Here is a 24775-nt window from a genome sequence, read left to right on the forward strand (position 1 = left end):
ATTCCCGCCATGCTCGGCGCACTCGTCAAGTCGATTTTCGGTTCGTCCAACGAACGCTACGTCAAGTCACTCGAAAAGATCGTCCAGCAGATCAACGGCTTCGAGCCGACGCTGGAAGCCTGCACCGACGAGGAACTCGCCGCGCAGACGGTCAAGTTCCGCGAGATGCTGGCAGGCGGCGCAACGCTCGACGACATCCTGCCCGAAGCCTTCGCCACCGTGCGCGAGGCGTCCAAGCGCGTGTTTGGCATGCGCCATTTCGACGTGCAGATGATCGGCGGTATCGTCCTGCATCGCGGTGAGATCGCCGAGATGCGCACGGGCGAGGGCAAGACCCTTGTCGCGACCACCGCGACCTATCTCAACGCCCTGGAAGGCAAGGGCGTCCACATCGTTACGGTGAACGACTACCTGGCCCGCCGCGACGCGGAAATGATGGGGCAGTTGCACAACTTCCTCGGCCTGACCGTCGGCGTAATCGTGCCGAACCTCAACGAGTTCGAGCGCCGCGAGGCTTATGCTGCCGACATCACATACGGCACCAACAACGAGTTCGGCTTCGACTACCTGCGCGACAACATGAAGCACGAGCGCTCCCAGATGGTGCAGCGCCCCTTCAACTTCGCAATCGTCGACGAGGTCGACTCGATCCTCATCGACGAGGCGCGCACGCCGCTGATCATCTCGGGCCCCACCGACGACAAGTCGGAGCTGTACATCTCGGTCGACGCGATCGTGAAGCGGCTCGAGCCGGAAGATTACGATGCCGACGAGAAGACCAAGAACATCACCCTGACCGAGGACGGCGTCGAAAAGGCCGAGCGCATGCTCGAGGATGCCGGACTGCTGGTCGGGTCGAACCTCTACGACGTCGAGAACACGCAGGTGGTCCACCACCTCGACCAGGCTCTCAAGGCCGTGGTCATGTTCAAGCGCGACACCGACTATATCGTCAAGGACAACAAGGTCGTCATCATCGACGAGTTCACCGGCCGCATGATGGACGGCCGGCGCTGGTCGAACGGCCTGCACCAGGCGGTCGAGGCCAAGGAAGGCGTCAGGATCGAGCCGGAAAACCAGACGCTCGCCTCGATCACCTTCCAGAACTACTTCCGCATGTACCCCAAGCTTTCGGGCATGACCGGTACTGCCGCGACCGAGGCTGCGGAATTCTACGACATCTACAAGATGAACGTGGTCACCATTCCGACCAACCTGCCGGTCGCGCGCGTCGACGAGGAAGACGAGTTCTACAAGAACACGCTCGACAAGTTCGCCGCCATCGCCAAGCTGATCCGCGAGAAGAACGAGAAGGGCCAGCCGGTCCTCGTCGGCACCGTTTCGATCGAGAAGTCGGAGCTGCTCTCGGACTTCCTCAACAAGGAGGGCGTCAAACACTCGGTCCTCAATGCGCGCTTCCATGAGATGGAAGCCCACATCGTCGCCCAGGCCGGCCGCTACGGTGCGGTTACCATCGCCACCAACATGGCGGGTCGCGGCACCGACATCCAGCTCGGCGGTAACTACGAATTCCGCATCGACGACGAACTTTCCGACATTCCTGAAGGTCCCGAGCGCGAAGCGGCGATTGCGCGGATCAAGATGGAAGTCAGCGACGAGAAGGACCGAGTCATCGCTGCGGGCGGCCTGTGCGTCATTGGCACCGAGCGCCACGAAAGCCGCCGCATCGACAACCAGCTGCGCGGCCGTTCCGGCCGTCAGGGCGACCCGGGTCTCTCGAAGTTCTACCTCTGCCTCGAGGACGACCTGCTGCGCATCTTCGGTCCGGACACGCTGTTCGCCAAGATGATGAACAGCAACCTGGCCGATGGCGAGGCGATCGGTTCGAAGTGGTTGTCCAAGGCCATCGAGACAGCGCAGAAGAAGGTCGAGGCGCGCAACTACGAAGTGCGCAAGCAGGTCGTCGAATACGACAACGTAATGAACGATCAGCGCAAGGTGATCTACGAGCAGCGCTCGGACATCATGGACGCCGAGACGGTTGACGATGTCGTTGTCGAAATGCGGACCGATACCGTCAATGCGCTTGTCGCCGATGCCTGCCCGCAGGGTTCCTACCCGGAACACTGGGACATCGAGGGTCTGAAGGAAAAGGCCATGGACATCCTGGGCGTCGATGCGCCTATCGATGGCTGGATCGAGGAAGACGGCATCGAGCCGGAAATCGTCGAGGAGCGCCTTGCGGAACTGGCCGACGCCCGCATGCAGGCGAAGATGTCGAACGACGATCCGGCGATCTGGCGACAGGTTGAAAAGTCGATCCTGCTCGACCGCATCGACCATCACTGGAAGGATCACCTCGCAACGCTCGATGCGCTGCGCCAGGTTGTGTTCCTGCGCGCCTATGCGCAGAAGACGCCGCTCAACGAATACAAGCAGGAAGCTTTCGGCCTGTTCGAGCACATGCTCGAGACGATCCGCGAGGACGTGACCCGCATTCTCTCGGTCAGCGAACTGCGCATTCCCGAGCCGGCCCAGTTGCCCGAGCTGCCTGACTTCCTGACCGGGCACATCGATCCGCTCACGGGTCTGGAGAATTCCAACGACGGTGACGGTTCGGCCCAGCGCGCTGCCCTGTTCGGCTCGCTGGCGGGTAGCCCGCAGGCGACGGCAAGCCCGGGCGGTACCGGTGAGAATCCTTACGCCGACCTGCCGATCAGCCGCAATGCGCCTTGCCCCTGCGGATCGGGCAACAAGTACAAGCACTGCCACGGCGCACTGGTCTGAGGCCTCGGACCGCCGCGTAGCCCCAGGCGCCGCGCTGGCGTAGCAGAGAGAACGGGAGCCCCGGAGTGATCCTCCGGGGCTCTTTTTTTGTGTCCGCAAGGGCGCCGTTCCTGCGGGGTGCAAGCGATTGCCATTGATGCGCAACGATAAATTGCAAGGGTGGACTTGCTAATGAGAATGACTCGCGTTAACTGGGCACCGTTCAGTCAACAGGGGATTTCATGAAGACGATCCGGATTATGGCCGTATGCTGCACGGCATTGGTGTCGCTGCCTGCTATGGCAGAGGAAGCTGCGGATGTTCGCAGTGACATCATTGTCACGGGTGAGCGCGAGAACAGCGGTCTGGCCCTGAAGACGGATACCCCGGCGATCCAGACGCCGCAGCCGGTCACGGTGATCCCGGAAGAGCTCTATACCGCCCAGGGTGCGATTTCGGTGAGCGACACGCTGCGCTATGTCGCGGGTGTCCAGTCCAACCCTTATGGCCCCGACAGCCGCGTCGATGGCGGCTTCGTGCGTGGTATCAATGCCCTGCAGTTCCGCGATGGCATGCGTGACATCTACAGCTACTACGCCAGCATTCGCGCCGATCCGTACAACTTCTCGTCCGTGCAGGTGATCCGCGGCCCGGCATCGGTCCTGTTCGGTCAGGGCTCGCTCGGCGGCATCATCAACCTGGAATCGAAGAAGCCGCAGTTCGAGAGCGCGGGCGATGTTTCGCTGCTCTACGGTTCGCACGATCGCAAGGAAATGCTGGCCGACCTGACCGGGCCGATCTCGTCCACGCTCGCCGGGCGGGTGGTCGCGCGGGTTCGCGATTCCGGTACGCAGACGGACCACGTTCCCGACGACCGCGTCATGATCTCGCCGTCGCTGACCTGGCGCCCGGATGCCCGCACCGACCTGACGCTTATCGGCCTCTATCAGGAGGATGACGGCGGCTCGACCTCACAGTTCCTGCCGCTGGTCGGCACGATCCTGCCCAATCCCAACGGCAGGCTGAAGAACAGCCTGTTCGTCGGCAAGCCGGGATGGGACCGCTATGACGGCCGCCTGCTGCAGGGCACGGCCATGCTGGGCCACCGCTTCAGCGATGCCGTGAAGGTCAACCTCAAGACGCGCTACATCGATAGCGACCTGACCTATTTCTCGCATTACCCGAACAGCTATTCGAACCCGACCGATCCCTATCTCGATGAAGACCAGCGGCTGATCACGCTGATTGCCTCGGGCTCGAAGGCGCGGATGGAAATCTTCTCAACCGACAACAATGTGCAGTTCGACTTCAACACCGGCAGTGCTGTCGAGCACAAGCTGCTGGCCGGTGTCGACTACAGCTGGAACCGCGTTCGCAAGATCAGCGGCAGGGCTAGGGAAACTATCGATATCTACAATATCGACCGCGATGCCCTGAGCGATTTTGGCGGCGGTCTGCCGCCAGGGTCCGCGCTGTCCGAAGATACCAGGCAGGAGCAGTTGGGTCTCTATCTGCAGGACCAGGCCCGCTTTGCCGACCGGGTTTCCGTCGTCGTTGGCGTTCGCCGAGACAAGGTGACTTCGCGCAGCTTCGGTGTGAAGGCCATCGATGACAGTGCGACCTCGTTCCGCGCTGGCGTAATCGGTGAGCTGGTTTCCGGCGTCTCGCCGTTCTTCAGCTTTACCGAGAGTTTCGAGCCGATTGCCGGCACCACTGTCGACGGTGATGTCTACCGGCCCAAGCGCGGTCGCCAGTTCGAGGCGGGCGTGAAGTTCCATCCGGGCGAAGCGACTTTGCTGACGATTACCGCCTACCACATCAAGGAGCGCAATCGCCCGGTCTCGGTGGCCATCGACGATCCTGACAATCCCGGCAATGTCATTACCGGCATGAGGCAGATCGGCGAAGCCTTCTCCAAGGGTATCGAGGTCGAGGGAAGCACCGTACTGCCGGGCGAGTTCCAGATCCTTGCGAACTTCAGCTATAACAAGGCCGAAATGGCAGGGACCGGGCAGCAGCTCGACAACGTGCCCAAGTACAATGCATCGCTCTGGGCGACGGGGCCGTTCCAGCTCTCTGCGGACGTCTCGCTTCTGTTGGGAGGCGGTGTGCGCCACACCGGCGCGCAGCGCTCCTATGGCGCCGCCTTCCCCGATGGTCTTCGCACGCCCGGATACACATTGGTCGATGCGCTGGCCGAGGTGAACTGGCAGAACTGGTCTTTCCGGGTCAATGCCACCAACCTGCTGGGCAAGCGCTTCTACTCCTCCTGTCTCGCCCGAGGCGACTGCTTCATGGGTGAAGCGCGCAACGTGTTCGGAACGGTGAGCTACCACTTCTGATGATGGGTGACGCGGTCCTCTCTCTCGGCGCGGTGCTGGCAGTGACAGGCGTGGCGATGCTGCGCCGGTCATGGTCGCGTCGCACCCGCTCGCATGGTCTCAACCTCGCGGCCTGGGGCTCGCTGGCCTTGTCCACCGCGTTGGGCTGGGCGAGCGCCGGTGCGTGGGGGGCTGCGGTCGAGGCCATTGTAGCGATGGCGCTGGCTTTCGTACTTCTGGGATGGGCAGCCTGGACGTCGCCGCCGGGCAAGGCACTGGCATCGAACCGTCGGGTCGGCATGCTGCCCGAGAACGGGGCTCCGCTGGGTATCGGACGGCGCATCGTGACTTTCACCTTCGTTGCGATCCTCGCGCTGGCGTCATCGCTGGCGCTTGCGATGGCGGGGCGTCTGCTGGCACTTGTTGCCGGGGCAGGGGAGGCCAACGCCAACGCGATCAGCCTTTTCGTTACACCGCTGGCCTGGATGGGGCTCGCCTACGCTCTGATGATGACCGGTAACCGCCGCCGCCAGGTCGTCATGCTCGCCATCGCTGCGGTCGCGGCCGTTCCCGCCTATCTGATCGGAGCCATGACATGAGTGCCGCCATCGAACCGGGTACGGTCAAGCGCGCCCTTTCCGCCCATGCTGCCATCGGACTGGTGGCCGGGGCCTTGCTCTATCTCGTCTCGCTTACAGGCACGATCTGCGTGTTCGCCAAGGAACTGCAGCGGATTGAGCAATCGGCCGCGCCGGAAATGACGCATATCTCGCCCGATGCGGTCCAGCGCGGGGTGGAGGCGATGCTGGCCGCCGAGGCGGGCAAGCCGGCGACCGGTCATCTCTACGTGCACATGCCCAGCGCGGACCTGCCACGCGCGACGATCACCACGGACAACGGTGCGCGCCACCTCCATCCTGACGGTTCGCTGGCAGAGACGGAGGAGATCGCGTGGACCGACTTCCTCGTAGCGCTGCATTACAAGCTCAACTTGCCCAGCCTCATCGGTATTTCCATTGTCGGGGGGCTGGGTGTCATGATGCTGGCGCTTTCGTTGTCCGGTGTCGTGGCGCATCCGCGCATCTTCCGCGACGCCTTCCGCCTGCGCGCGCGGGACAAGGGCGGGGTGGGGCTCGCCGACTGGCATAACCGCCTGAGCGTGTGGACGCTGCCGTTCTCGATCGCCATCGCCCTGACTGGCGCTGCGATCGGTCTGGCGAGCCTGACAGCCTTTTCGGTCGCCAGTGCAAGCTACGGCGGCGATACCGAGGCCGTCTTCGCGACGATCTTCGGTGAGGAACCCACGCCCGACAAGGCGGCCGCGCCAGTGCCCGATGTGGCGAGCGCGCTGCGTTACATGGCCAGCGCCCAGCCGGACGTGGCCGTGGACTACGTCGTGCTAGAGGACCCGCAGACCGCAGGGCAGGCCATGCGGCTGATCGGCAAGCCCGAGCGGCGACTGATCTTCGGCGAGTACTACGGCTTCGACGCCGGGGGGCGGTTCACCGGCACCGTCGGGCTGGCCGATGGCGCGTTGGGTCAACAGGCCGCGGCATCGACATATGACCTGCACTTCGGCAACTTCGGCGGGCTCTGGGTGAAAATCGCCTATGTCGTCTTCGGAGCGGCGCTCACCGCGATCTGTGCAACGGGCACATATATTTGGCTCGGAAAGCGCCGCAGGCGTGGTCGCGACGAGCCGGTTCTGCGGGCCGGATGGGATGGCGTGGTCTGGGGAGCGCCACTCGCACTGGCCGCGACGTATATCGCGCGCCATGCCTGGGGTAACGAAGCGCCATTCGCTGCGATTTTTTGGATTATTTATCTTATCGTTTTTATAGCCTTCATCGTCTTGAAATATAACAAGGTTTCTTACTTCAAGAAGTCTACGTTAGCTTCCTGAGGTAAACGTAAACTGGTTGTTAACCATGATGAGCCGATAATTCTTAACCAGCGTGGAAGAACTATGACGCTCAAGAGCTGCGGTAGAACAAGCTCAAACCCCACAGTTTGCCATATCTCCACACAAAAATAGCCCGGCTTCCCCGCCGGGCTTTTTTTGTGTGCCGTAAGCAAATCCGCATTCCGGATTGCCGACCTGAAATGCCTGCGCCTGCTTCAGGGCTCGGGGCAGTTTTCGACGCACGTGCCCGTAGGCGCTGCGATCAGTCCGCCGCTCGTGCGGATCGTCGCGCCGCTGTCGGTCCGGTATGCAGGCGCATCGGTGCTCGTCAGGGCATCGACACCGCCAGGAACGGGGGCAACCTGACTTGGAACTGCGGCGCTGCTTCGTGAGTTGTGTCGCCGACTGCTGCTTGTTTCGATCCGGGCCGGCCGAACCTGACCGCCTTCGATGGCCTGCGCGGTTGCGTTCATGCTGCGCGAAATAGCGGAGCCCAGCGAGCGGCCCGCACCCGATTGCTGCGCCGTGCCGGAGAGGATCTGGGCCGTTTCGAAAGCGTCCTGCGCGGCAAGGGGCGACGCCGCGCCCAGGAGGATCAGCGCCCCGGCCAAACCAAGTCGACGCGCTTTGCCAAGTCGCATGCCAGTCATTGCCTCTGCTCCCTTCGCCTGTCCCGATACAGCGAGGCTGAACCTCCTGGGTGACCAAGGCAAGCCTGCTCTAGGCGGCGGCGCTGCGCAGCACTTCCAGGTACTGGCGGGCGATCACTGCGGGACGGAACTGCTGCAGGTGGCGCGAGACGGATTCGGGCGAGGGTGGCTCCCGCTCGCCAAGGGCTTCGATCAGGCGGGCGGCAAGGTCATCGGCATCGCCCCGCGCGAACGTCAGGGCGAAAGGGCCGACCGCTTCCGGGAGGCCCCCTGAGCGTGCAATGACCATCCGGCAACCGCAGGCGAGCCCTTCCAGCGCCACGATCCCGAAAGGTTCTTCGGTAATCGAGGGAACCACCATGATCGCGTGCCGCTGCATTTCGGAGACCAGCGCGTGGCCCCGCAGCGTTCCGGCAAGGGTAACGCGGTCGACAAGGCCCCGTCCGGTGATCTGCACTGCGATGGCGTCGCGCTCGTCCCCGTCTCCGACGATCGTGAGGTGCGCCTGCGGCTGGCGTGCGGCGATCTTCGCAAAGGCTTCGACGAGCAGCGACACGCCCTTGCGCGCATCGAGGCGGCCGACGAAAAGAATGCCTTCCCGCGGCGATCCGGGGGGCGGCAGGTGAAACGTCTCCTCGTCGTAGGGATTCATGATGACGGTGGCGCGGGCAAAGCGCGTCGCCATGTACCGGCTGGGCACGATGTTATCGACGCGTGCGCTCGCCCACCACTTGATCGCTGCCGCGATGCGCTCTTTCCGGTTCGTCCAGACGAAGGGATCGGGCGGGGCGGCCACGATCGGCCTTCGCGATAGCGCCTGGGGCAGAATGCGCCGCATCGACAGCGGTGCGGTCAGGATTATGTCGCTGTCGCGGCAAAGAGAGAGGTAGCGTGCGAAGCCGGGTCGCCGATGTACCGGATAGGGCAGATCGGCGCTGCCTTCGGTCTCGGTGACGACGGCGATGTCATGGCCCTCGCGATGAAACTGCATGGCCAGCACTTCCATCAGCTTTTCCATTCCGCCGACGGCTGGAGCGAAGCTGCGGCAATAGATCTGGATCTTCATGGATACCCGATCCCTTCATGCGATCGGCCAAGCGTCAGGAGGCCGGGCGCATCTTCGGGTATGGCAGTCGATGTTGCGGTGCAACAAGGCACATGGGTGTCATGCGGGCTGATAGCAGCCCGGCCTGATCTACTTCTTTCGGATTAGATGGGGCTACCCCGTTCGGCGAATCGGTCCGGCATTGCGAGAGGGCGATTCGTTTGCATCGGGCAAAAAAATAGCGGCCCTAAGGCCGCTTGTTTTTTCCCTTCGTGGAGGAAGGAAGAAAGTGGCTCCCCGAGTAGGAGAGCACAAATCACTGTATTTCAGTGATGTAGACAATTCCAAGGTCCAAATTCTGGTGACGCAATCCCTGCGAGTCGCGCGAAACGTGTCTAGCGTTGGGGAGCATGTGGAATGACGGCTCCACGCGTCCTGATTGGTTGCGAACGATCTGGCGTGATGCGCCGTGCCTTCCTCGCCAGAGGCTTCGATGCCTGGTCATGCGATCTCGAAGCGGCCGACGATGGCAGCAATCGACATATCCGCGGCGATCTGCGCGACCACTTCGAAGATGGCTGGGACTTGCTGGCCGTGATGCATCCGCCTTGCACGATCCTGTGCAACAGCGGTGTGAAGTGGCTCTACATCGGCGGGAAGAAGATCAACGGCCGAGACCCGGGCCGCTGGGCCGAACTCCATGAAGCATCGTCCTTCTACCGGACATGCCGGGATGCGCCGATCAAGCGCAAGGCGATCGAGAACCCCGTCATGCACCGCTATGCCATAGAACTCACCCGCCGCGGGCAGACGCAGTTCGTCCAGCCTTGGTGGTTCGGCGATCCCTTCTTCAAGGCGACAGGATTTGAACTGGTCGCACTGCCGGAATTGAAGCCGACCAACCAACTGACACCACCTCGGCCCGGGACTGAAGAGCACAAGGAATGGAGCCGGGTGCATCGCATGCCACCGGGACCGGATCGGGCGAAGCTGCGCAGCGAGACCTTCCCGGGCATGGCCGATGCCGCCGCTGAGCAGTGGGGCGCAGTGCTGGGTATGCCGGAGCAGATGGACTTGTTTGGAGAGGCCGCATGACTGGGCCCGTCATTTACAATGGCACCCCTATGACGCCGAAACCGGCTTTGCTGGCAGTTGGTCCTAGGCGGCCTTTTTGTGTCAGCTTCTGGCGTCCTGACGATGTGGAGGTAGTCGAGGCGATAAGCCCCGACATCATGTTTCGACAATGGAGCGTTCTCCGAATGGAAGGCGGCGCTGAAGCGCGGCGAGCCATGGTTTATGCGGGAGGACTGGACACCCTATTTCGAGTGGCTGGAGTCTCGGCTTTTCATGCCCGGGCGGTGGGCTGTGATACCCGATGCGCCGGGCGCGCCTTCCCAGCTAAACGACAGCTTACTTCCGCAGTGGCCATTCGGACCAGCCAAGGGGGCGCCGCTCTGGCACATGGACGGTCCGATCGATCGACTACTGCGCCTTTGCGACATATATCCTCGCGTCTGCTTGGGTTGGACTGGAACCGGCGAGGATGCGGCCGTGGGCTGCGAGGCTTGGTTCCGGCGCATGGACGAGATCGCACCGTACCTCGGCAATCGGCCGCCGGTACTTCATCACATGCGCGGCGTCTTGGTCGCGAGGGAATACGACTTCATCGACAGCGCAGATGCGACCAGCGGAGCGCAGAATGGATGGCGTTATGACACAAGCCTCGATTTCGGAGATCGCTGGGCAGGCCGCCGTGCCTATCTCGATCGGCTCGCTGCCGGTCATTTCCCCAAGCGAGTTCGCAGCCGCCTGTCGCGAAATCGTGATGCAGCACGATCGCGAGGAGTCGCATCGGCTCTTGGATCGCCTCGTGACCGAACTCTTGTCCAGTTTGGGTTATGGTGAAGGGATGGCGGTGTTTCTCCAAAATGTCGGCCAGATGCATGGAGTTAACGGCTTATGACCGGCCAGAACACCTCCTCCGCCGTCATGCAGCAGCGCAGCGAGCCGCACGACAGCCTCGACGACTTTCCATCACAGCCCTGGGCGGTCCGCGCGCTTTGCGACTTCATTTCCCGCCGCTTGACGACAGAACGGCTCGGGCAACTGACTTGTCGGGAGCCCTGTGTAAACCGCGGTCACATGCTTCGGCCGCTGCAAGAATATTTCGGTGACGTCGAAGCCTTCGATGTCCACGACTACGGGCTAGGTCTTCCGGTGGTGGACTACCTGTTCCCGATTCCGCTCGAGGTAGTCCACTGGACGTTCATGAACCCGCCGTTCCGCCTGGCGCAGGAGTTCATCGAGCGGGCTTTGGCGACGAGCAGCAAAGGTGTCGTGGTTATCTGCCGGACCGGCTTCCTCGAAGGTGAGGATCGGTATCGCGAATTGTTCTCGCGCCGGCCGCCGACCTTCGTTCTGCAATTCTCGGAACGGGTCGTGATGCTCAAGGGCCGACTGGTACGGTCAGGCGATCCGGATCCGAGCGAAGAAAACCCGAAGCGCAAGGCCGGAACGGCATCTTCATGTTCGGCCCTGATCTGGGCCCACGAAAGCGATGCCGTGAAACAGTTCGACTGGATCGGACCTTGCCGGCGCGAATTCGAGATCGAAGGCGACTATCCGGACACGCCTGATGGGCTGGCGAAGTTACACCGCCAGGCAGGGGTGTCTGCATGATCTCTAGGACCTTCACCTGTGACCGATGCGACAGGAAGGAGCCTGGCACGCCCGGTGTGCCCGATGGCTGGATCCAGCTCGAAAGCTCCAACAACACCGGGAAGCCGCCATGGCTCGGGCACATCTGCACCGCCTGTTCCGGTTCGTGGTCGGATTGGCTCTTCAGGCGGCGTCCGCAAGACAGGAAGGAGTAGGCCGTGATCACCACCACCTCTCGCGCTCAGATTTACCATCCGGAGAAGCGGGGATTCCTCTTCATCGATCACAGCGAGGCAGACGTTGGCCGTGAAGATCGTTGCTACCAATGGAAGGTTCCGGCGACATCTGGGCAGCGCTGGTCACGCAACGCGATCGAGCGATTCCTGAATGTACAGGTCCCGGCAGCATCGGAGCAGCTTCAGGCTCAGTTCGAAGGCTGCATTATGGTCCAGGCTCCGGTCTGCGCCTGTTGCGGTGATGTTGCCTTCCGCGAGCTGAGTTGCGTCAGCATGGGGCAGGGCCTCGTCGGTCGTGATTATCGCTGCAGCAAACACCGGGACCGAAACCCCTGCGCGATCGAGGGCTGCAAGCGTACCACTGATGCCAAGGGCCGGTTCGCCAATGATCAATGGCTCTGCTCCGATCATTGGCGTCGCTACGTCCCGCCCCATTCCCCGATGCGCCGGACCTATCACCGCTTCTTCCGTCTCGCGAAGCGTCAGGGCTGGACCAAAGACTTGCAACTCAGATTCTGGCGCTTCTGGGACGGCTTGGTGAAGCGGGCCCGGCGCCAGTCGACTGAAGGCCGCATCGATGAGAACGAAATCAATCGTATGTTTGGATGGTGACCGCATGCCTCCATTCGAGTTTCGCCATCTTTCAATCAGATAATGCTAATAGGATCGAACTGGTCTTGGCGAATCGATTCAGTGTGGCCGGGCATTTAGAGGTGATACTATGTTCAAGATCGACGGTGCTTATCTCTATGAACTAGGCGCTAAGGTGCGGCCGATCGGAGTGATGAAAGAAGAGGATTGCCGCAAGATTGACGTTTTTTTCCCGGTCAATGCAGCTCTCCAAGCTATCACAGATTTTCTCAATAATAGCGCCTTCAGTGAAAGCATCAGAAATTTACACCAATCGGCGCAGGATTTGTCCGAAGCTCTAGAAAATATGAATGCGGACCTAGAGAATACCAATAATTTCAAGGACCCAGTAACTAAGTGGGCGATCATCAATCTGAAAGCGAAATTCCGTCAATTTGAAGCAGTTCTTCTCGCAGAACTTCAGAACTCGCCGCTTTATCTTGTTGGAAATAAAGGTGGATTTGATGTACTGAGCATGACTAACAACGGCGCTGCGATGTTTCCTAAAAGTCTCCCTGTTAAAGTTCCACAGGCCATGGATGATGTTAGCGCTGGCGCAAGATGCCTGGCATTCGAGCTATTTACCGCCGCTGGCTTCCATTTTCACCGCGCGAATGAATCCGTACTGCGGCGTTATTTTGATGAAGTTGCAAGTGTTGATCAGCGTCCGAAGTCAAGAAACATTGGTGATTATCTCAGAAAGATGGCCGATCTCAAGGTCGGTGATCCCAAAGTAATTGAAGTTTTGAAGGGTCTTAAAGACCTACATCGAAATCCGCTGATGCACCCTGATGATAGCATCGAATCCGAAGACGAAGCGCTTAGCCTTTATGCCGCAATACGTGCGGCGATCGGGTACATGTTGGATCGCATTGCTGGCCCGACTGAGCCTGCGGTCACATGACTTACCTCGATCAGCACCACAAAATGACCGATGAGGAGCTGCTCGAATATGCCAAGCGGCTCTACGACCGTGTCGCCTTCTCACAGAGCACCGACATTCCCTTGATCGAACTGCGAAACGTCGTGCCGGTGCTTATCGACCGGCTGCGGGAGAAGGCGAAGGCCGAGCAGGCCGAACCGGGGTGTGTGGATAAATATTAACACCCGAAATTCTGGTTCTCGTAACCAAGCGATCCTAAATTCTCCTGGCGTTTCACCATTCAAGGGGGATTTATGTCTGTCGAAGGTATGTGGAAATTCCAGAGCGGCTCGGTTGGTGCCGAGAACGAATTGATCTGGGGAGGCATCGTTGTTCTCGAAAGTGGCCGTGTCTTTGGTGGCGATTCCGCCATGGCCTATCTCGGCACATACGAGGTAGATCGCGGCAAGATCCTCGCCAGGGTCCGAAGCTGGGTTTGGAACACCGATCTGCCGGGTGAAGAATTAGAGAATGTTTTTCGCATGCAGGGCGACGTCGAGCATGTTGCGGTGCTCGAAGGGGATGTAGGCGAAGGTGAGATCAATGGCATCTTGAAGTCAGAGTCTATGCCAGGTGTCGAGCTCGGCGCGCGAATGGTGAAAATCGCCGAACTGCCCTGATCAACAGCTCATCGAAGCGAGAAGCCGCTGCGCGTTGCGTGGCGGCTTTTTCTATGCCTGCGGCGATCAAATGACGATCAAGAACTGTCTCTTCTAACTAACGTAAACAGTATAACTGAAGTCACTCTGAAATAATGCGGTCCCTAAGCGCATATCATGACTGTCATCTATAGGTAGGACCCGCGTTTTTCTGCGGTATTCCGTCACTTTTTACTTGCATTGAAGCGCGCAACGTGTCTTTATCCACTCATCGGCGCCGCGCGATACAGCGGCAAACGAAAGGACAGGGGGCGGCGCAACAGTCGCCCCCATGAAAGGACAAGGACAGTGCGCAAGCTCGCAATCATCATTCCCGCAGTCATCGCCGCCGGCCTGGCATGGTCCGCCGTGGCGTCTGTCGTCTCTTCGAGCTGGGTAGGCATGGGCGCCGCCGATCGGTGGCAACTGGTCATGCTCTACAAGGGTGACGCCTATGTCATCGACCACGGCTTGACCGTCTCGGATTGCTTCGGCGCCATGCCGCTTAGTGATGCCGCCAAGGGCCTGTCGTTCCAGTGCGAGCGGGAGGCCTGAGCGATGCAAGCACCGTTCAAACGCAATCAGCGTGTCCGCTATGTCGGCACTTTGGCTTTGCTGGCCGGGAAGACTGGCACGTTTCGCCGGATGACGCGCAACGGCTGGTGCAGCGTCGACTTCGATGATTGCGGCCTTGCTAGTGTTGCCCCGTTCAACCTTGCCGCGGAGGCCTGAGCAATGGCCGCCCTAATCCCCTCACTCTTTGCCCTCGGCGCAGGCTTTGCCGTGGCCAGCTTGGCCCATGACTTGCCCCGCGCCCTCCGTTCCTACTGCGCCTTGTGCGCCATGCTCGAAAGGGCCTGACAATGTCTTACCAGTTGAAGCTAGACGAGATGCTCGAGGCGCTGCAGTCAGTTGCCCCCGATAAGGCCTTAACCTTTGAGCGTGCCTTGTGCGCGACAGGAAATGGCATGGCCTTCGCGCTGGCCACGCTCCTCGATATCGAGGCCGGGGAAACGACAATGCAGGGGATGGACTTTGGCGGTATCTGTTGCCCCTTCCGTCCGAAACATGAGGGCCAGCCGATGCCATGGCCAATCGACGGATACGACGATGCCGAAGCATGGGAGGCCTGAGCCATGCCCTACACCGAAGCGAACCTTGAAACCGCTATGTGCCTTTGGGAGGCCTACCTAGACGGCAGCTTGAGCGAAGAGGCCAAGGCGAAGGCCGAAGCCTACCGGGTGCGCATGGGCACGCCGTCACTTCGTCATGCGCTGATGTACGCAATAGAGCCATGCGAAAAGGCTTTTGAGGCTGGCGAGCAGCTTGAGGCCTACGATTGGGAGCATTGCCCCGAATTTCTTAGCGCGTGGATCATCAAGGAATTGAACTAGCCGAAACGGGGCTTCGGTCCCGTCGCACCGCAACGCCCGCGCGGTGCCTGATGATGGCAGGGCAGACGAAAGGAAAAGGAAAATGCTCATGACCGCAACCCAGACCGAAACGCGCATCTATGCCGCTTGCCTCGCCGCCTACAACAATGGCCGCTTGCATGGCGTCTGGATCGATTGCGACGGCAAATCAGGCGATGAACTGCGCCAGGCCATCAATGAGATGTTGGCCAAGTCACCTTGCCCCAACGTCCAACGCACACGCTGCACGTCTTGCGGACATATCCAAAGCGAGCATGTAGATTCGAGCATTGACGATGAATGCGACGAATGCGGCGGCGAACTCGGCGAACCTTTCGCCAGTGCGGAGGAATGGGCGATCCATGATCACGAAGGATTTGCCGGACTCATCTCGTCCGAATGGCCGGATCTGGATGAGGTGGCGGCAATCGCTGAAGTCTTGAACGATGACGACGAGGATAAACGGCGCGGTCTGTTCTGGCTTGTCGGTGGTCTCGGCTACAAGGTCGCCGAAGCAATCGAGCGGTGCGGGGATGTCCGCACCTATTCGAGCGACCGATGGAATCTTGCGGCCGATTACGCCGAAGAGTTGGCCAGCGAGACCATAGAGAACTTCGAAGAGCGCGCCGGGCAATGGCCATTCAATTGCATCGATTGGGAGCGCGCTGGCCGCGAATTGCTCCTCGGTGGCGATATTGCCGAAGTTGAAGCGGGTGATGACCGGTTCATCGTCACCAACGCCAGCGAGTTTTAATTCCCCGGCGAAACCGGCGCCCCTATCGCGGGTGCCGGTCCGGAGCGGCCCGCCTAGCCCTCCGCTGATGAGCCAAGGCACGAGGAAAGGAATAGGACACATGGCATTCATCAACACCCCCGATCTCCGCACCTTGCAGGATGCCGTTATGCGTGCCGATGCTGCCTTGCGTGGTGACAGCGACCGCGAAGCGGCGCGCCTTGCTCTAGTCAAGGCAACGGCCATTCTTGCCACCGTCTCCGATGGCATCGCAGACCCGGGATTGCGGGAGGAGGCGAACGCGAAATACGGCACCGATGATATTGAAATCGACGACGAGCCCGCAACGTCCGCAGGCGACCAAGGCACATGGGTTGCGGCTTGGGTGTGGATCGAAGAACCGGAGGGCGACGAGGAATAAAGGGCGCGGCGGCTTCGGCCGCCCGCCATCCCCGCGCCGGGTCTTCCCGGTTCGGCGGTGGCGCTTCGCCAACGGTCGCCGGTCCCGTCTGACCGGCAAATGAAAGGACTAGGGCAATGTTCAATCTCTTCGACGTCACAACCGGAATTGAAGCCGCTACCGGCAAACTTGCGGAGAAACCGCGCAGTGCGACCGCTCGCGAGGTGCGCGCCTATCTGCAATGGCTGGCCCAGCGCGACGGCATCGCCATTCCCGGCAATGCGGAATACACCGCAGCGGGAATCGAGGTGCGCGGCGAAATCGTCATCCCGATGCCCGGCTATGGCGTCCCCCAAGTTGTGATCTGTGAAATCGTCGACGATGACGGAAACGTCATCCGCACCTTACCCCTACCGGCGGACAAGCGGGGGAAGCTGCCGATGACGGCGAAGCAAGTGCAGGAATGGTCCGGATTGAAGCCGGTCCGCGCACCGCGCAAGGCCAAAGTGAAGGCGGCCCCTATCCCGGTTGCAGAACCTGAGGCGGCGCCGATGCCTGAAATTGGCACGGAGACGGCGCAGGAAGCGCAAGAGCCCGTCGTTATGGCATCGGAGGCGGTGGAAGCCGTCGACGCGCCCAGCGGGCCGGAACTCGCCTCTCCTGAACCGTCAAGCCAAACTTGCGAGTTGCCCGGCGTCGATCATTGCGGTGACGTCAACGAGATGACCACGGACCCTATCGCGAAAATCGAAGCCCGCCTTGCTGAACTCGAGGCGCGCGTCGATGCCCTACCGGCGCAATCGGACATCACCCCTATCGTGGAAGCGCAGCCAAAGCGCACCGCGGCCCACGAAAGGGCAATCCGCCGGGCATGGGCGGAGCGCAAGGCCAGGCGCGAAACGGCGGACTTGGACCGCCGCGCACTTGAGGCCGCCAACACAGCGTATCGCGAAGCGGAGGCCGAACGACTGCGAGTTGCCGATCTGGCGCGCGAGGCGAGGGCGGAGCGGGATGCGCTGCAATATTGCTTCGATCAGGTCGCGGCCAATTACCGCAAGGCCAAGACGCGCCGCCTCGCCAGTGCCCAACGCGCCCGCCGAATGATCGCCGCCGCGCGTGCCGCCACTCAGGCCCGGCAACAGGCCCATGACGTCACGCGATCCCAGCTGGCCAAGCTCCGCCGGGATATGGCGGACCCGTCGCAGCCGGAACGTGCCAGCGATGTTGCCCGGCTTATGCGGGAACGCGACGAGGCCCGGAACGCCAATGCCGCATTGCAGGCGAGGGCGGAGCGCTCCGAGCAGGCCGTCATTAACCTGGCGCAGCGCTTCGAAGGCATGGTTTCGAGGGTGGCGCGGGCCGAGGCGGCATTGCGTGCCAGCAAGGCGGCCTAAGCCCCTATCGTGGAAATCAGGGGCGGGTTAAGTCCTGCCCCCTATCGGAGGAATGAGAAATGCGGTGCGATCAGTGCAAGCATTGGGATGAGCCGAGAGAGTGGGATTTTGATTATGCCGGTATGCGTCGTTGCCTTGCCATCAAACAGGCGTGGGACGTCGAAAATGCCGCCTTCCCCCACGAAGGCAAAGACAAGTACGATTTCGAAGACTGGAGCGAAGTTCAACGGATAGAAGCTGAAGCGCTCAAGGCTGCCAAAGCTGTTGCGCAGGACGGAAGCAGCTATGCTGCCTCAATCCGTACAACCGGCGATTTCGGCTGCGTGCTATTCGAGCAAAAACCATGACCGCCCTCTGCCACCTCCTCGGCGACTGGCGCGGCACCCTCCCTACCGATGGTGCCATGATCGAACGGAAGTGGGACGGATGGCGCTGCCTGCGCTTCCACGGCATCGATGAGAAGCCGCACCTCTTCACCCGGCAGGGCCAGCCGATCCACGGCTGCGATCATATCGCGCGCCGCTTGGCCGCGATCGAGGAGGTGGCCGGAGAAAAGCTGTTCATCGACGGTGAGCTTGTGGTCGACGGCACCTTGGCGGCAACAAAGGCATGGGCCGAGGGTGGCTGGCGACGGGGCGGTGAACGCGGCGTCTTCCATGCCTTCGACGCCATGCCCTACCGGGAATGGCAGGCCGGAGGGTCCGATACCCCCCTGATCGAGCGCAAGGCCTGGCTGAAGGAGCTTCTCGAGGCCAGCGAGCCCGAAGACGATGGCTGGACCTGGGCGCCGGGCTCACGCGGTGCGCTGACCCCTACCGCCGTTCAGTTGGTAACTGACGAGTGGGCCTTCACCGAATCGGACGTCGTCGACATGGTGCGGCGGGTCTGGGCCGAGGACGGTGAGGGCGTCGTGATCAAGCGCGCCGAATCCCCCTACCGGCGTAGCAGGACGGATGCATGGCTGAAGGTGAAGGCCGAGAACATGCACAAGTGGGCGCGGCGCCCTATCGCGGCATAAGGAGGCGACAGTGCAGCACACCGATTTCGCGAACCAATTCATCAACCAGATGGCGGAAGCCTTTGGTATTTCATACGAGCAGTTGTCGAGGGACTTCATCCCAGGCCCACCGATCATTACCGCGCGGATGCTTCGGCTCGCAACTTCAGGTGATCGCCGACAATTCAAGCGCGCATGGACGCTTTACCTCAGGGCGAATGGCAGACACGCGCCGCGCAGCTACTTCTCGATGAAGGTAGGGCAGGCCAATGATCTGCGATGGCGGCAAACCGCAGCCGTATGCATGAAGCCAATATACGAGCGGTGGCTCGACGAAGCAGTGCAGGCTGGGCATCTAGCCCTACCCTCAACACCCAAGGAAAGGACTAGGACATGACGACAGAATATGAGCGCATCGAGATCAAGCAGAACCGCGGACCCACGCTCGAATTCAACGGCAAAGAGATTGCCAGCACCGAGTTCGAGACCCGCGGCCGCGATCCGATGCAGATCACTCTTGAGGTCTACGAGACGCCGGCGGGGGCCCTAGTAGCGATAAGCTCCTCAGTCCCCGCCGATCGGCCTGATGGCTTCGAAGATGTCCGTGCCCATGTTGTCCGCCCGACCGATGATGTCGGAGCCATGCAGCGAGAGGTCATGGAATTCTTTGGCTGGGCGGACAGAGCGAGATCGATGCTTCGCAAGGCGGGCTGGTCATTCAAGATGGAGATCGATTGAGTTCGCCGCCGCCGAGACTACCTAAACTGCCGAAAACCAACCCCCTACCGTAGGTATCTGAGACGAACCCTATCGGCGGAATTCGGGAAGGGTGCTGCGGCGGACCCCTCCGTTGACGCAGGAGGGCGGTCGTCTCGCTGTATGCATCAGCGCGAGACAGTGCTTAACCGATCCCATCACGCCGCAGCGCGCTGTCCCTACCACAGACGCCGGACACAAAAAAGCGGGGGCAGGGCCTGAACCCCACCCCCGCTCCCGGCGTCCACCCCGGCGCCGAGCCTGTGTCGCTCAGATGATTGAGCGGATCTGATATTCCTGCGCATAGGTGCGCGGCTTCACACCACCCCGCGCGAATGGTGCCCGGCCGAAGTAGCCGAGATAGGTTTTCTGTTGCCGGTAGACCGTGGATTCGGGATCGAAGCACCAGAACGATATGCCGCTGTTGCCCAGCGCTTCGGCCAGCGGTGCAAAGGTGGCGAAGTATTCCGCCTCGGTGAGCCAGGACAGCCGGAAGAGCAGGGTACGCAGGACGATGCCGTCGACCTTGCCGACGACGCCGTTGCGGCTGATTTCAATCTCGTCGAGTGGCTCGACACCGAGCTCGAAGTCCTTGTCGTAGAACCGGGTCGGCGTCACCTTCTCGCCGATCACGAGGCCGCTGGCCTGGAAGTCTCCGGTATGGCCACCGATGTCGATGCGCCACCACGAACAGGTCTCCACAGCACTGAGTTCAAGATGGCTGTGATAGAGGCCGTCTTCGCGCGTGATTGCCGGATCGATGTAGGTCAGGGCTCCGCTGTCATAGGGTGCGGTACCATCCACCTCGGCTTGCGAGGTTCCGAGCCTGACCCGGATTGTGGTTCCGGCCAATGCGTTAGCGGAGATAAGTGAGATGAAATCGACGTCTTTGCTGGCGCCGCCCTCGAATTGCCCGCGGGCCCAGAGATTGGTGTTGCCGCTGCTCTGCCAGACCATGTTGACGTAATCGAGATAGCCCAGGCTCGATGCCGGCCGGTTCGCCAGTTCGTTACCAGAGGCGATGGATTCGAGCGCCAGCGGCCGAACCGCAAAGGGAAGTTGGATTGCCATGTCGGATCAGCCCCAGGTGAGCAGATTAGTGACTTCGGCCCCGGTATCGATCTCGATACTCACGATCAGGGCGTCGGAAGCGTAGGCACGTTCATCATCGATGACATGTGCGGTCGGGATCACCGGCTGATAGCTGATACCAAACCCGGTCGAGGTGTCAGGGATGCCGATCGCGAGCAGGCGCCGGGTCTCCTTCAGCAGGGCCAGCCGTTCATCGGACATGACCTGCGCATCGGCGACGTCGTCGAAATAGGTCTCGATCGGATCAGTGGTATCGCGGGCCAAGGAACCATAGCGGGAGACGACGCCGGCATCAGGGCCTGAGGTGGCGCGGCGATACTTCTCGGTGATGAACCCGATGCGTGCAGGGGTGGCTACCATGCTTCAGGCTCCGATCAGGACTCAGCGATCACGCCGAGGCGCATGCCTTCGGGGACGAAGATGTAGTCGACGGCATTGGCCTTGATCGGGCGCGTCTTGGCCAGCGTGATGGAAACCTCGGCATCGGTTACGCCAAGGCCGCAATCGGTGTCGGCGAGGACCACCGCAATCATGGGGGCGGCAACAACCTCGCCGTGATCCGCCGCTGAAGTAAAATCGAGGGTGTCACGGTCACCTTCCTGTGCCGGCAGGACCGGAATGACGTCATCACTGAAGGCAAAGCGCGGGGCCGCCGAATAGCTGTGATAGGTGACGATTGCTGAAGCCATCAGGCTCTCCTTTCAGGGCTTTTGGATCAGGCGTTCTTCCGGCCCTTGGCGACGACGAGACCATGAATGTCGCTGAAGACCAGATAGTTGTTGCCGATAGTTAAGTGTTTGCCGTTGACGAGGATGAAGGTCTCGCCAGAGGCGGCGAGTAAGGGGACACCATCGCCGGGGGCGCTGAAGCCGTAGCCGAAGCGGAAGCGGTTATCGGGCATCGGCTTGACCGAACTCGGCCAGCGGTATGGCCCGGTTGTCCTCTATGAGCATGCCGCCCCATGCCCTGACGCGGTTCAGTCGGTCGGTGACGTAGTTGTCGTGCTCGGCGAGCTGGTCGAATTCCTGTCGGGTGAGGACCACAAACTCGGTGGAACCGGATCCGTCACCACTCGGGGTAGGATGATCTTCGCCGCCGGTTGTGGCTCCTCGGGAAGCACTTTCAGCGGAGGTTCCGCAGAGTGCTTGCATGCTGTGAGAAGCACGGAACCGAGCAGAATCAGCGCGAAGCCGATCCAATGTACCTTTCGCATCATCGATCTCCTTTGCCATCTCGGCCGAGCGCTTCTCGTCGGCCTCGCGGTGGGCTTGCCAGAGGGCTTTCGCTTCAACTTGGGCCGCGCGGTAATTGTCCTTGGTCTGGCGATGGTTCGAGGCCTCCACTTCGGCCCGGGCTTCCCACTTATCTGCCCGATTGCCTTCTGCCCGAGCCCAGAGGCCGAGGCCGACGCAGCCGAGAAGGAGGGCAAGCGAGATGCCACCGAAGATCCGAGTGCCCAACGGGGCGAAGAGGTTGGTGAGCATCAGTCGCCTCCGTCGCGTCCGATAGTGGTTGAGGCCCCGTCCCGGTTTGCCGAGAATTGCACCCGGCCACCGGCAAGGACGATCACGACCAGTACGAACAGGCAGACGGCAAAGGTGCCGATCGTGACGAGAAGAGGTGTCGACAGTCCCTTGAGTTGGACCAGCATTAGTTCGACACATGCCTTCACGGCATAGTCTGGACGTCCGTTGACGTATTTCGTCGCGCCAAGCGCTTGGTTGCACCAGTCCGGCGAAGCGAGCCGGTCGACGAGGCGCCAGGCGAAGACCATGAGGAAGACGCTGGAAACGACGACGGCTATCAGCGCCCAGGTGCGGATCGCGCTACGCTTCTTGTCGTGCGCGGCGGGGGTTTCGTCGGTGCTCATCGGTCAGGCGAGCTGGTAGTGAGGGCCATCGATAAAATCAGGCCCGGGGTGTCTGACTTTATAGGCGTCGACCTCGGCGCGCAGCGCTTCTGGTGAGCCGCCGTACTGGCTCATCTGCTTGTCCCAGATCGCTCCCCAAGTCAGCGGCACCTTCAGTTCCGCGCTGGCCTGATCCATAGCAACGGCGATGGCCCAGATCAGCGGCCATTCCCAACGAGGCTGACCATTCAGCCACGGCACCAAATCGACGGCGTGTCCGAAGCCATCGCTCTGCTTCAGGTGCTTCGAATTCATCGTCTTGGAGACGCCGCGCCGGACGTAGAGGCGCTGTGTATCGATCGAGCGCAAGCCCTCCTGCACCGTGAAGTCCTGCGCCGTGATCGCGATGGCGCGATGGACAACAGACACGAGGAGCGGATGCACGCCTTCGAGCCGCGCCAGCGAGCGCTGGCCCAGAGAATAGGTCATCGAATTGTCCTTTCGGAGAGGTGAGGCCCTCAGGCCTTGGGATCGTCCTCGCGCTTGCGGGCGAGGGCATCATTCAGGAGATGCCGGTAGGCCCAGTCCACCGCTTTATCGACGGTGTTGACACCGCCGAATGCGCACAGCGCGGCGACGACAAGGCCTTGGAGGTAGTTCATGTTGCAGGTGAAGATGATCACCGACGCCAGTAGAGCATTCGCCCCACCAACCAATAACGAGACGAGCAGCTCGTTCTTGATGTCTTCCCAGGTCCGGCGATCACGGACCATGCGGCCCGCTTGGGCCATAGTGCCGATCACGAGGCCGAGTGGGATGATGATAAGCCACCAGGGATCAAAGGCCTTGGAAACCGCGGCAATGACCAGTGGCGGAACAGTCTTGATTATCGTGTCGCCCCCATACGTCACGTATCTAGCCCCCTTGTGCTGTGAGAATTGATGCGAAGAGACAGGCGACGAGAGCGATCGCGCCGGTCAGGATGAGCACGCGAGGCCGGTAGGCCCGGCTGATGACATACGCCCAGCCAGCGCCCGCAACGCTGGACCATGCTGTCGCCATGATGGCGAGGAAGCGAGCATCGTCAGACGAGAACCCAGGCATTCGAGACGTCAGCGGAATCGAGAACCCGGCGAGGAGCAGGAAGATGCAGACCATCGCCTTGGCGCTGCTATCGATCCACATCTGGCGGACCGGAAGCCATCTCCTTTCCTTGCGCCAGGCGACGACACGGCGCCTGAAGTCGTCGAGACCAATGATGCCGGCGAGGAATCCCCACCACCGAACGGCGTCGGTGTAGATTTCGATTGCGGTTAACTGGTGCATAGCGAGCCCTGGTGCTTGATCGACATCTTGCCCCCGTTTGACTTCAAATAATTTTAGGAAACCCGCCCCGGTTCGGGACTTGGTGATTAATTCACTTGCTCATTCGCAAGGCGATGTAATCTTGAATTGATGGAACGCTTGGAAGGACTCGACGGCTTGCGAGGCATCGCTGCGCTTATGGTCCTCGGTTTCCATTTATGGACAGTCTTTGGAATCCTACCACTTCTGAGCCATGCTTATCTCGCCGTGGACTTCTTCTTCATGCTCTCTGGCTACGTGATGGCGCGAACTTATGAGCCGAAATTCAGCGCTGGATTGTCCCCGGTCAGTTTCACAAGCATCCGCTTCAAGAGACTGTTTGCCCCGATGGCACTTGGGGCAATGCTAGGGCTCGGTCTATTTATGTTGATGGGGACGGATCCGAAAGTCTTAGCTTTCACCTTCATCGCAACATTGGCTTTCATACCTCAGCCACTGGGCGATCCGTTCATCCTCAATAGGCCGGCGTGGTCCATATTCTTCGAACTTACCGCCAATCTTATTCACGCGATCCTATTGTGGCGGCTTCCCCTGAAGGCCGTGCTGCTCTTTGCTCTCATCTTCCTGGTAGCACTTATGGCTTATGCATGGCCGTGGGGCTCAATCCTTGTCGGAAACAAAACCGGCAGTTTCATGGGCGGGTTTCCTCGAGTTCTCCTCGCTTATGCGATCGGAGTGGCTTTGTGGCGTGGCCCCAAGTCCATGGGCGGCAGAGTTGAAATAGCCTTCGTCGTTCTAGGTATTGCTCTCGTCGCGCTGCCGCGCAACCTGCTCGTCGACATCGCGTTCGTCGTTGCTGTTTGCCCCGTCATCCTCCTGATCGGGGCGAAACCAGCGTCTCGACTAGCTGCATGGATGGGCGCCTTGTCGTTCCCGTTGTACGCCGTGCATTATCCGATCCTTCAAGGTGCGAAGGCCTTCAACTTATCACCTTGGCTCGCTGCAGTATCGTCGATCGCTTTAGCGGCTCTTTACTCTTTTGCTACAAATCGAGATGCTAAATCACACAACTTGTGCGCGGACCCAGCGCGTTAAAGCCGATTGGAA

The 24775-nt window shown here is 60.9% G+C and carries 35 protein-coding genes; 24 read left to right on the forward strand and 11 right to left on the reverse strand.

The annotated features are described in order from the left end of the window. Positions 1–9: 9 nt before the first annotated feature. The 4 genes from secA to SPHV1_RS00170 all read left to right on the forward strand — a co-directional run bounded on the left by secA (position 10) and on the right by SPHV1_RS00170 (position 6951). Positions 10–2748 carry a preprotein translocase subunit SecA gene (gene secA, locus SPHV1_RS00155; RefSeq protein WP_054944127.1) on the forward strand — a complete coding sequence of 913 codons (2739 nt, stop codon included), beginning with the start codon at positions 10–12 and terminating at the stop codon, positions 2746–2748. A 221-nt stretch (positions 2749–2969) separates the two neighbouring features. Further along, positions 2970–5069, forward strand: coding sequence for a TonB-dependent siderophore receptor (locus SPHV1_RS00160; protein WP_054944128.1), 2100 nt, complete (start codon positions 2970–2972; stop codon positions 5067–5069). Next, complete coding sequence (locus tag SPHV1_RS00165) at positions 5069–5647, forward strand: hypothetical protein (RefSeq protein WP_054944129.1); 579 nt, start codon at positions 5069–5071, stop codon at positions 5645–5647. The genes SPHV1_RS00160 and SPHV1_RS00165 overlap by 1 nt, the downstream gene beginning before the upstream one ends. Further along, positions 5644–6951: a PepSY domain-containing protein gene (locus SPHV1_RS00170; RefSeq protein WP_054944130.1), complete on the forward strand. Its 1308-nt coding sequence runs from the start codon at positions 5644–5646 to the stop codon at positions 6949–6951. Before SPHV1_RS00165 ends, SPHV1_RS00170 begins: the two co-directional genes overlap by 4 nt. Positions 6952–7166: 215 nt before the next feature. Here the strand turns inward: SPHV1_RS00170 and SPHV1_RS00175 are convergent, their stop codons facing one another. Continuing rightward, a complete protein-coding gene (locus SPHV1_RS00175; protein ID WP_156367163.1) occupies positions 7167–7601 on the reverse strand; it encodes a hypothetical protein in 435 nt (144 codons plus the stop codon). Between the two features lie 70 nt (positions 7602–7671). Then, positions 7672–8667, reverse strand: a complete 996-nt coding sequence (locus SPHV1_RS00180; protein ID WP_054944132.1) for a glycosyltransferase family 4 protein — start codon at positions 8665–8667, stop codon at positions 7672–7674. Positions 8668–9063: 396 nt separating this feature from the next. On the opposite strand from SPHV1_RS00180, the gene SPHV1_RS00185 reads away from it, so the two are divergent. From SPHV1_RS00185 to SPHV1_RS00265, 19 genes are all read left to right on the forward strand, one after another. Further along, positions 9064–9741, forward strand: coding sequence for a hypothetical protein (locus tag SPHV1_RS00185; RefSeq protein ID WP_054944133.1), 678 nt, complete (start codon positions 9064–9066; stop codon positions 9739–9741). 604 nt (positions 9742–10345) lie between these two features. Then, the gene (locus tag SPHV1_RS00190; protein ID WP_156367164.1) at positions 10346–10609 is read left to right on the forward strand and encodes a hypothetical protein; all 264 of its coding nucleotides are present in this window, start codon (positions 10346–10348) and stop codon (positions 10607–10609) included. Continuing rightward, positions 10606–11325, forward strand: a complete 720-nt coding sequence (locus SPHV1_RS00195) for a methyltransferase (protein ID WP_156367165.1) — start codon at positions 10606–10608, stop codon at positions 11323–11325. The genes SPHV1_RS00190 and SPHV1_RS00195 overlap by 4 nt, the downstream gene beginning before the upstream one ends. Next, positions 11322–11519 (forward strand): hypothetical protein, encoded by a 198-nt coding sequence (locus SPHV1_RS24725; RefSeq protein ID WP_156367166.1) that lies wholly within the window; start codon positions 11322–11324, stop codon positions 11517–11519. Before SPHV1_RS00195 ends, SPHV1_RS24725 begins: the two co-directional genes overlap by 4 nt. A gap of 3 nt (positions 11520–11522) precedes the next feature. Continuing rightward, entirely contained in the window at positions 11523–12152 is a 630-nt protein-coding gene (locus SPHV1_RS24730) for a hypothetical protein (RefSeq protein ID WP_156367167.1), read from the forward strand. A 109-nt stretch (positions 12153–12261) separates the two neighbouring features. After that, entirely contained in the window at positions 12262–13074 is an 813-nt protein-coding gene (locus tag SPHV1_RS00205; RefSeq protein WP_054944136.1) for a hypothetical protein, read from the forward strand. Then, a complete protein-coding gene (locus SPHV1_RS00210; RefSeq protein WP_054944137.1) occupies positions 13071–13274 on the forward strand; it encodes a hypothetical protein in 204 nt (67 codons plus the stop codon). The genes SPHV1_RS00205 and SPHV1_RS00210 overlap by 4 nt, the downstream gene beginning before the upstream one ends. 72 nt (positions 13275–13346) lie before the next feature. Beyond that, positions 13347–13712, forward strand: coding sequence for a hypothetical protein (locus SPHV1_RS00215; RefSeq protein ID WP_054944138.1), 366 nt, complete (start codon positions 13347–13349; stop codon positions 13710–13712). A 327-nt stretch (positions 13713–14039) separates the two neighbouring features. Further along, positions 14040–14285: a hypothetical protein gene (locus SPHV1_RS00220; protein WP_054944139.1), complete on the forward strand. Its 246-nt coding sequence runs from the start codon at positions 14040–14042 to the stop codon at positions 14283–14285. Positions 14286–14288: 3 nt separating this feature from the next. Then, positions 14289–14462, forward strand: coding sequence for a hypothetical protein (locus SPHV1_RS24735; RefSeq protein ID WP_156367168.1), 174 nt, complete (start codon positions 14289–14291; stop codon positions 14460–14462). A 3-nt stretch (positions 14463–14465) separates the two neighbouring features. Further along, positions 14466–14591 carry a hypothetical protein gene (locus SPHV1_RS25945; protein WP_255352242.1) on the forward strand — a complete coding sequence of 42 codons (126 nt, stop codon included), beginning with the start codon at positions 14466–14468 and terminating at the stop codon, positions 14589–14591. 2 nt (positions 14592–14593) lie between these two features. Continuing rightward, on the forward strand, positions 14594–14863 hold the full coding sequence (locus SPHV1_RS00225) for a hypothetical protein (RefSeq protein WP_054944140.1): 270 nt from the start codon (positions 14594–14596) through the stop codon (positions 14861–14863). 3 nt (positions 14864–14866) lie between these two features. Next, positions 14867–15124, forward strand: a complete 258-nt coding sequence (locus SPHV1_RS00230; RefSeq protein WP_054944141.1) for a hypothetical protein — start codon at positions 14867–14869, stop codon at positions 15122–15124. Between the two features lie 88 nt (positions 15125–15212). Beyond that, positions 15213–15896 carry an antirestriction protein ArdA gene (locus SPHV1_RS00235; protein ID WP_054944142.1) on the forward strand — a complete coding sequence of 228 codons (684 nt, stop codon included), beginning with the start codon at positions 15213–15215 and terminating at the stop codon, positions 15894–15896. Positions 15897–15996: 100 nt separating this feature from the next. Continuing rightward, complete coding sequence (locus tag SPHV1_RS00240; RefSeq protein WP_054944143.1) at positions 15997–16296, forward strand: hypothetical protein; 300 nt, start codon at positions 15997–15999, stop codon at positions 16294–16296. Between the two features lie 116 nt (positions 16297–16412). After that, the gene (locus tag SPHV1_RS00245; protein ID WP_054944144.1) at positions 16413–17669 is read left to right on the forward strand and encodes a hypothetical protein; all 1257 of its coding nucleotides are present in this window, start codon (positions 16413–16415) and stop codon (positions 17667–17669) included. 59 nt (positions 17670–17728) lie between these two features. Next, positions 17729–18016 carry a hypothetical protein gene (locus SPHV1_RS00250; protein WP_156367170.1) on the forward strand — a complete coding sequence of 96 codons (288 nt, stop codon included), beginning with the start codon at positions 17729–17731 and terminating at the stop codon, positions 18014–18016. After that, positions 18013–18687: an ATP-dependent DNA ligase gene (locus SPHV1_RS00255; RefSeq protein ID WP_054944146.1), complete on the forward strand. Its 675-nt coding sequence runs from the start codon at positions 18013–18015 to the stop codon at positions 18685–18687. The genes SPHV1_RS00250 and SPHV1_RS00255 overlap by 4 nt, the downstream gene beginning before the upstream one ends. Positions 18688–19059: 372 nt before the next feature. Beyond that, entirely contained in the window at positions 19060–19404 is a 345-nt protein-coding gene (locus SPHV1_RS00265) for a hypothetical protein (RefSeq protein ID WP_054944148.1), read from the forward strand. Between the two features lie 288 nt (positions 19405–19692). Here SPHV1_RS00265 and SPHV1_RS00270 read toward each other — a convergent pair whose 3' ends face one another. From SPHV1_RS00270 to SPHV1_RS00310, 9 genes are read right to left on the reverse strand one after another with little or no spacing between them, the layout of a single operon-like run. Further along, entirely contained in the window at positions 19693–20493 is an 801-nt protein-coding gene (locus SPHV1_RS00270; protein ID WP_054944149.1) for a hypothetical protein, read from the reverse strand. 6 nt (positions 20494–20499) lie between these two features. After that, a complete protein-coding gene (locus SPHV1_RS00275; RefSeq protein ID WP_054944150.1) occupies positions 20500–20874 on the reverse strand; it encodes a hypothetical protein in 375 nt (124 codons plus the stop codon). A 14-nt stretch (positions 20875–20888) separates the two neighbouring features. Continuing rightward, entirely contained in the window at positions 20889–21203 is a 315-nt protein-coding gene (locus tag SPHV1_RS00280) for a hypothetical protein (RefSeq protein ID WP_054944151.1), read from the reverse strand. Positions 21204–21229: 26 nt separating this feature from the next. Next, a complete protein-coding gene (locus SPHV1_RS00285; RefSeq protein WP_054944152.1) occupies positions 21230–21415 on the reverse strand; it encodes a hypothetical protein in 186 nt (61 codons plus the stop codon). Beyond that, entirely contained in the window at positions 21405–21998 is a 594-nt protein-coding gene (locus tag SPHV1_RS00290; RefSeq protein WP_054944153.1) for a hypothetical protein, read from the reverse strand. Before SPHV1_RS00290 ends, SPHV1_RS00285 begins: the two co-directional genes overlap by 11 nt. Continuing rightward, complete coding sequence (locus tag SPHV1_RS00295) at positions 21998–22384, reverse strand: hypothetical protein (protein ID WP_054944154.1); 387 nt, start codon at positions 22382–22384, stop codon at positions 21998–22000. Before SPHV1_RS00295 ends, SPHV1_RS00290 begins: the two co-directional genes overlap by 1 nt. Before the next feature lie 3 nt (positions 22385–22387). After that, on the reverse strand, positions 22388–22852 hold the full coding sequence (locus SPHV1_RS00300) for a M15 family metallopeptidase (protein WP_054944155.1): 465 nt from the start codon (positions 22850–22852) through the stop codon (positions 22388–22390). A gap of 29 nt (positions 22853–22881) precedes the next feature. Then, positions 22882–23274, reverse strand: coding sequence for a hypothetical protein (locus tag SPHV1_RS00305; protein ID WP_054944156.1), 393 nt, complete (start codon positions 23272–23274; stop codon positions 22882–22884). 4 nt (positions 23275–23278) lie between these two features. Beyond that, complete coding sequence (locus tag SPHV1_RS00310) at positions 23279–23689, reverse strand: hypothetical protein (RefSeq protein WP_054944157.1); 411 nt, start codon at positions 23687–23689, stop codon at positions 23279–23281. 129 nt (positions 23690–23818) lie between these two features. On the opposite strand from SPHV1_RS00310, the gene SPHV1_RS00315 reads away from it, so the two are divergent. Further along, on the forward strand, positions 23819–24763 hold the full coding sequence (locus SPHV1_RS00315) for an acyltransferase (RefSeq protein ID WP_054944158.1): 945 nt from the start codon (positions 23819–23821) through the stop codon (positions 24761–24763). The last annotated feature ends 12 nt before the right edge of the window (positions 24764–24775 follow it).

This window comes from Novosphingobium sp. KN65.2 (genome assembly GCF_001368935.1).
GTDB lineage: Bacteria > Pseudomonadota > Alphaproteobacteria > Sphingomonadales > Sphingomonadaceae > Novosphingobium > Novosphingobium mathurense.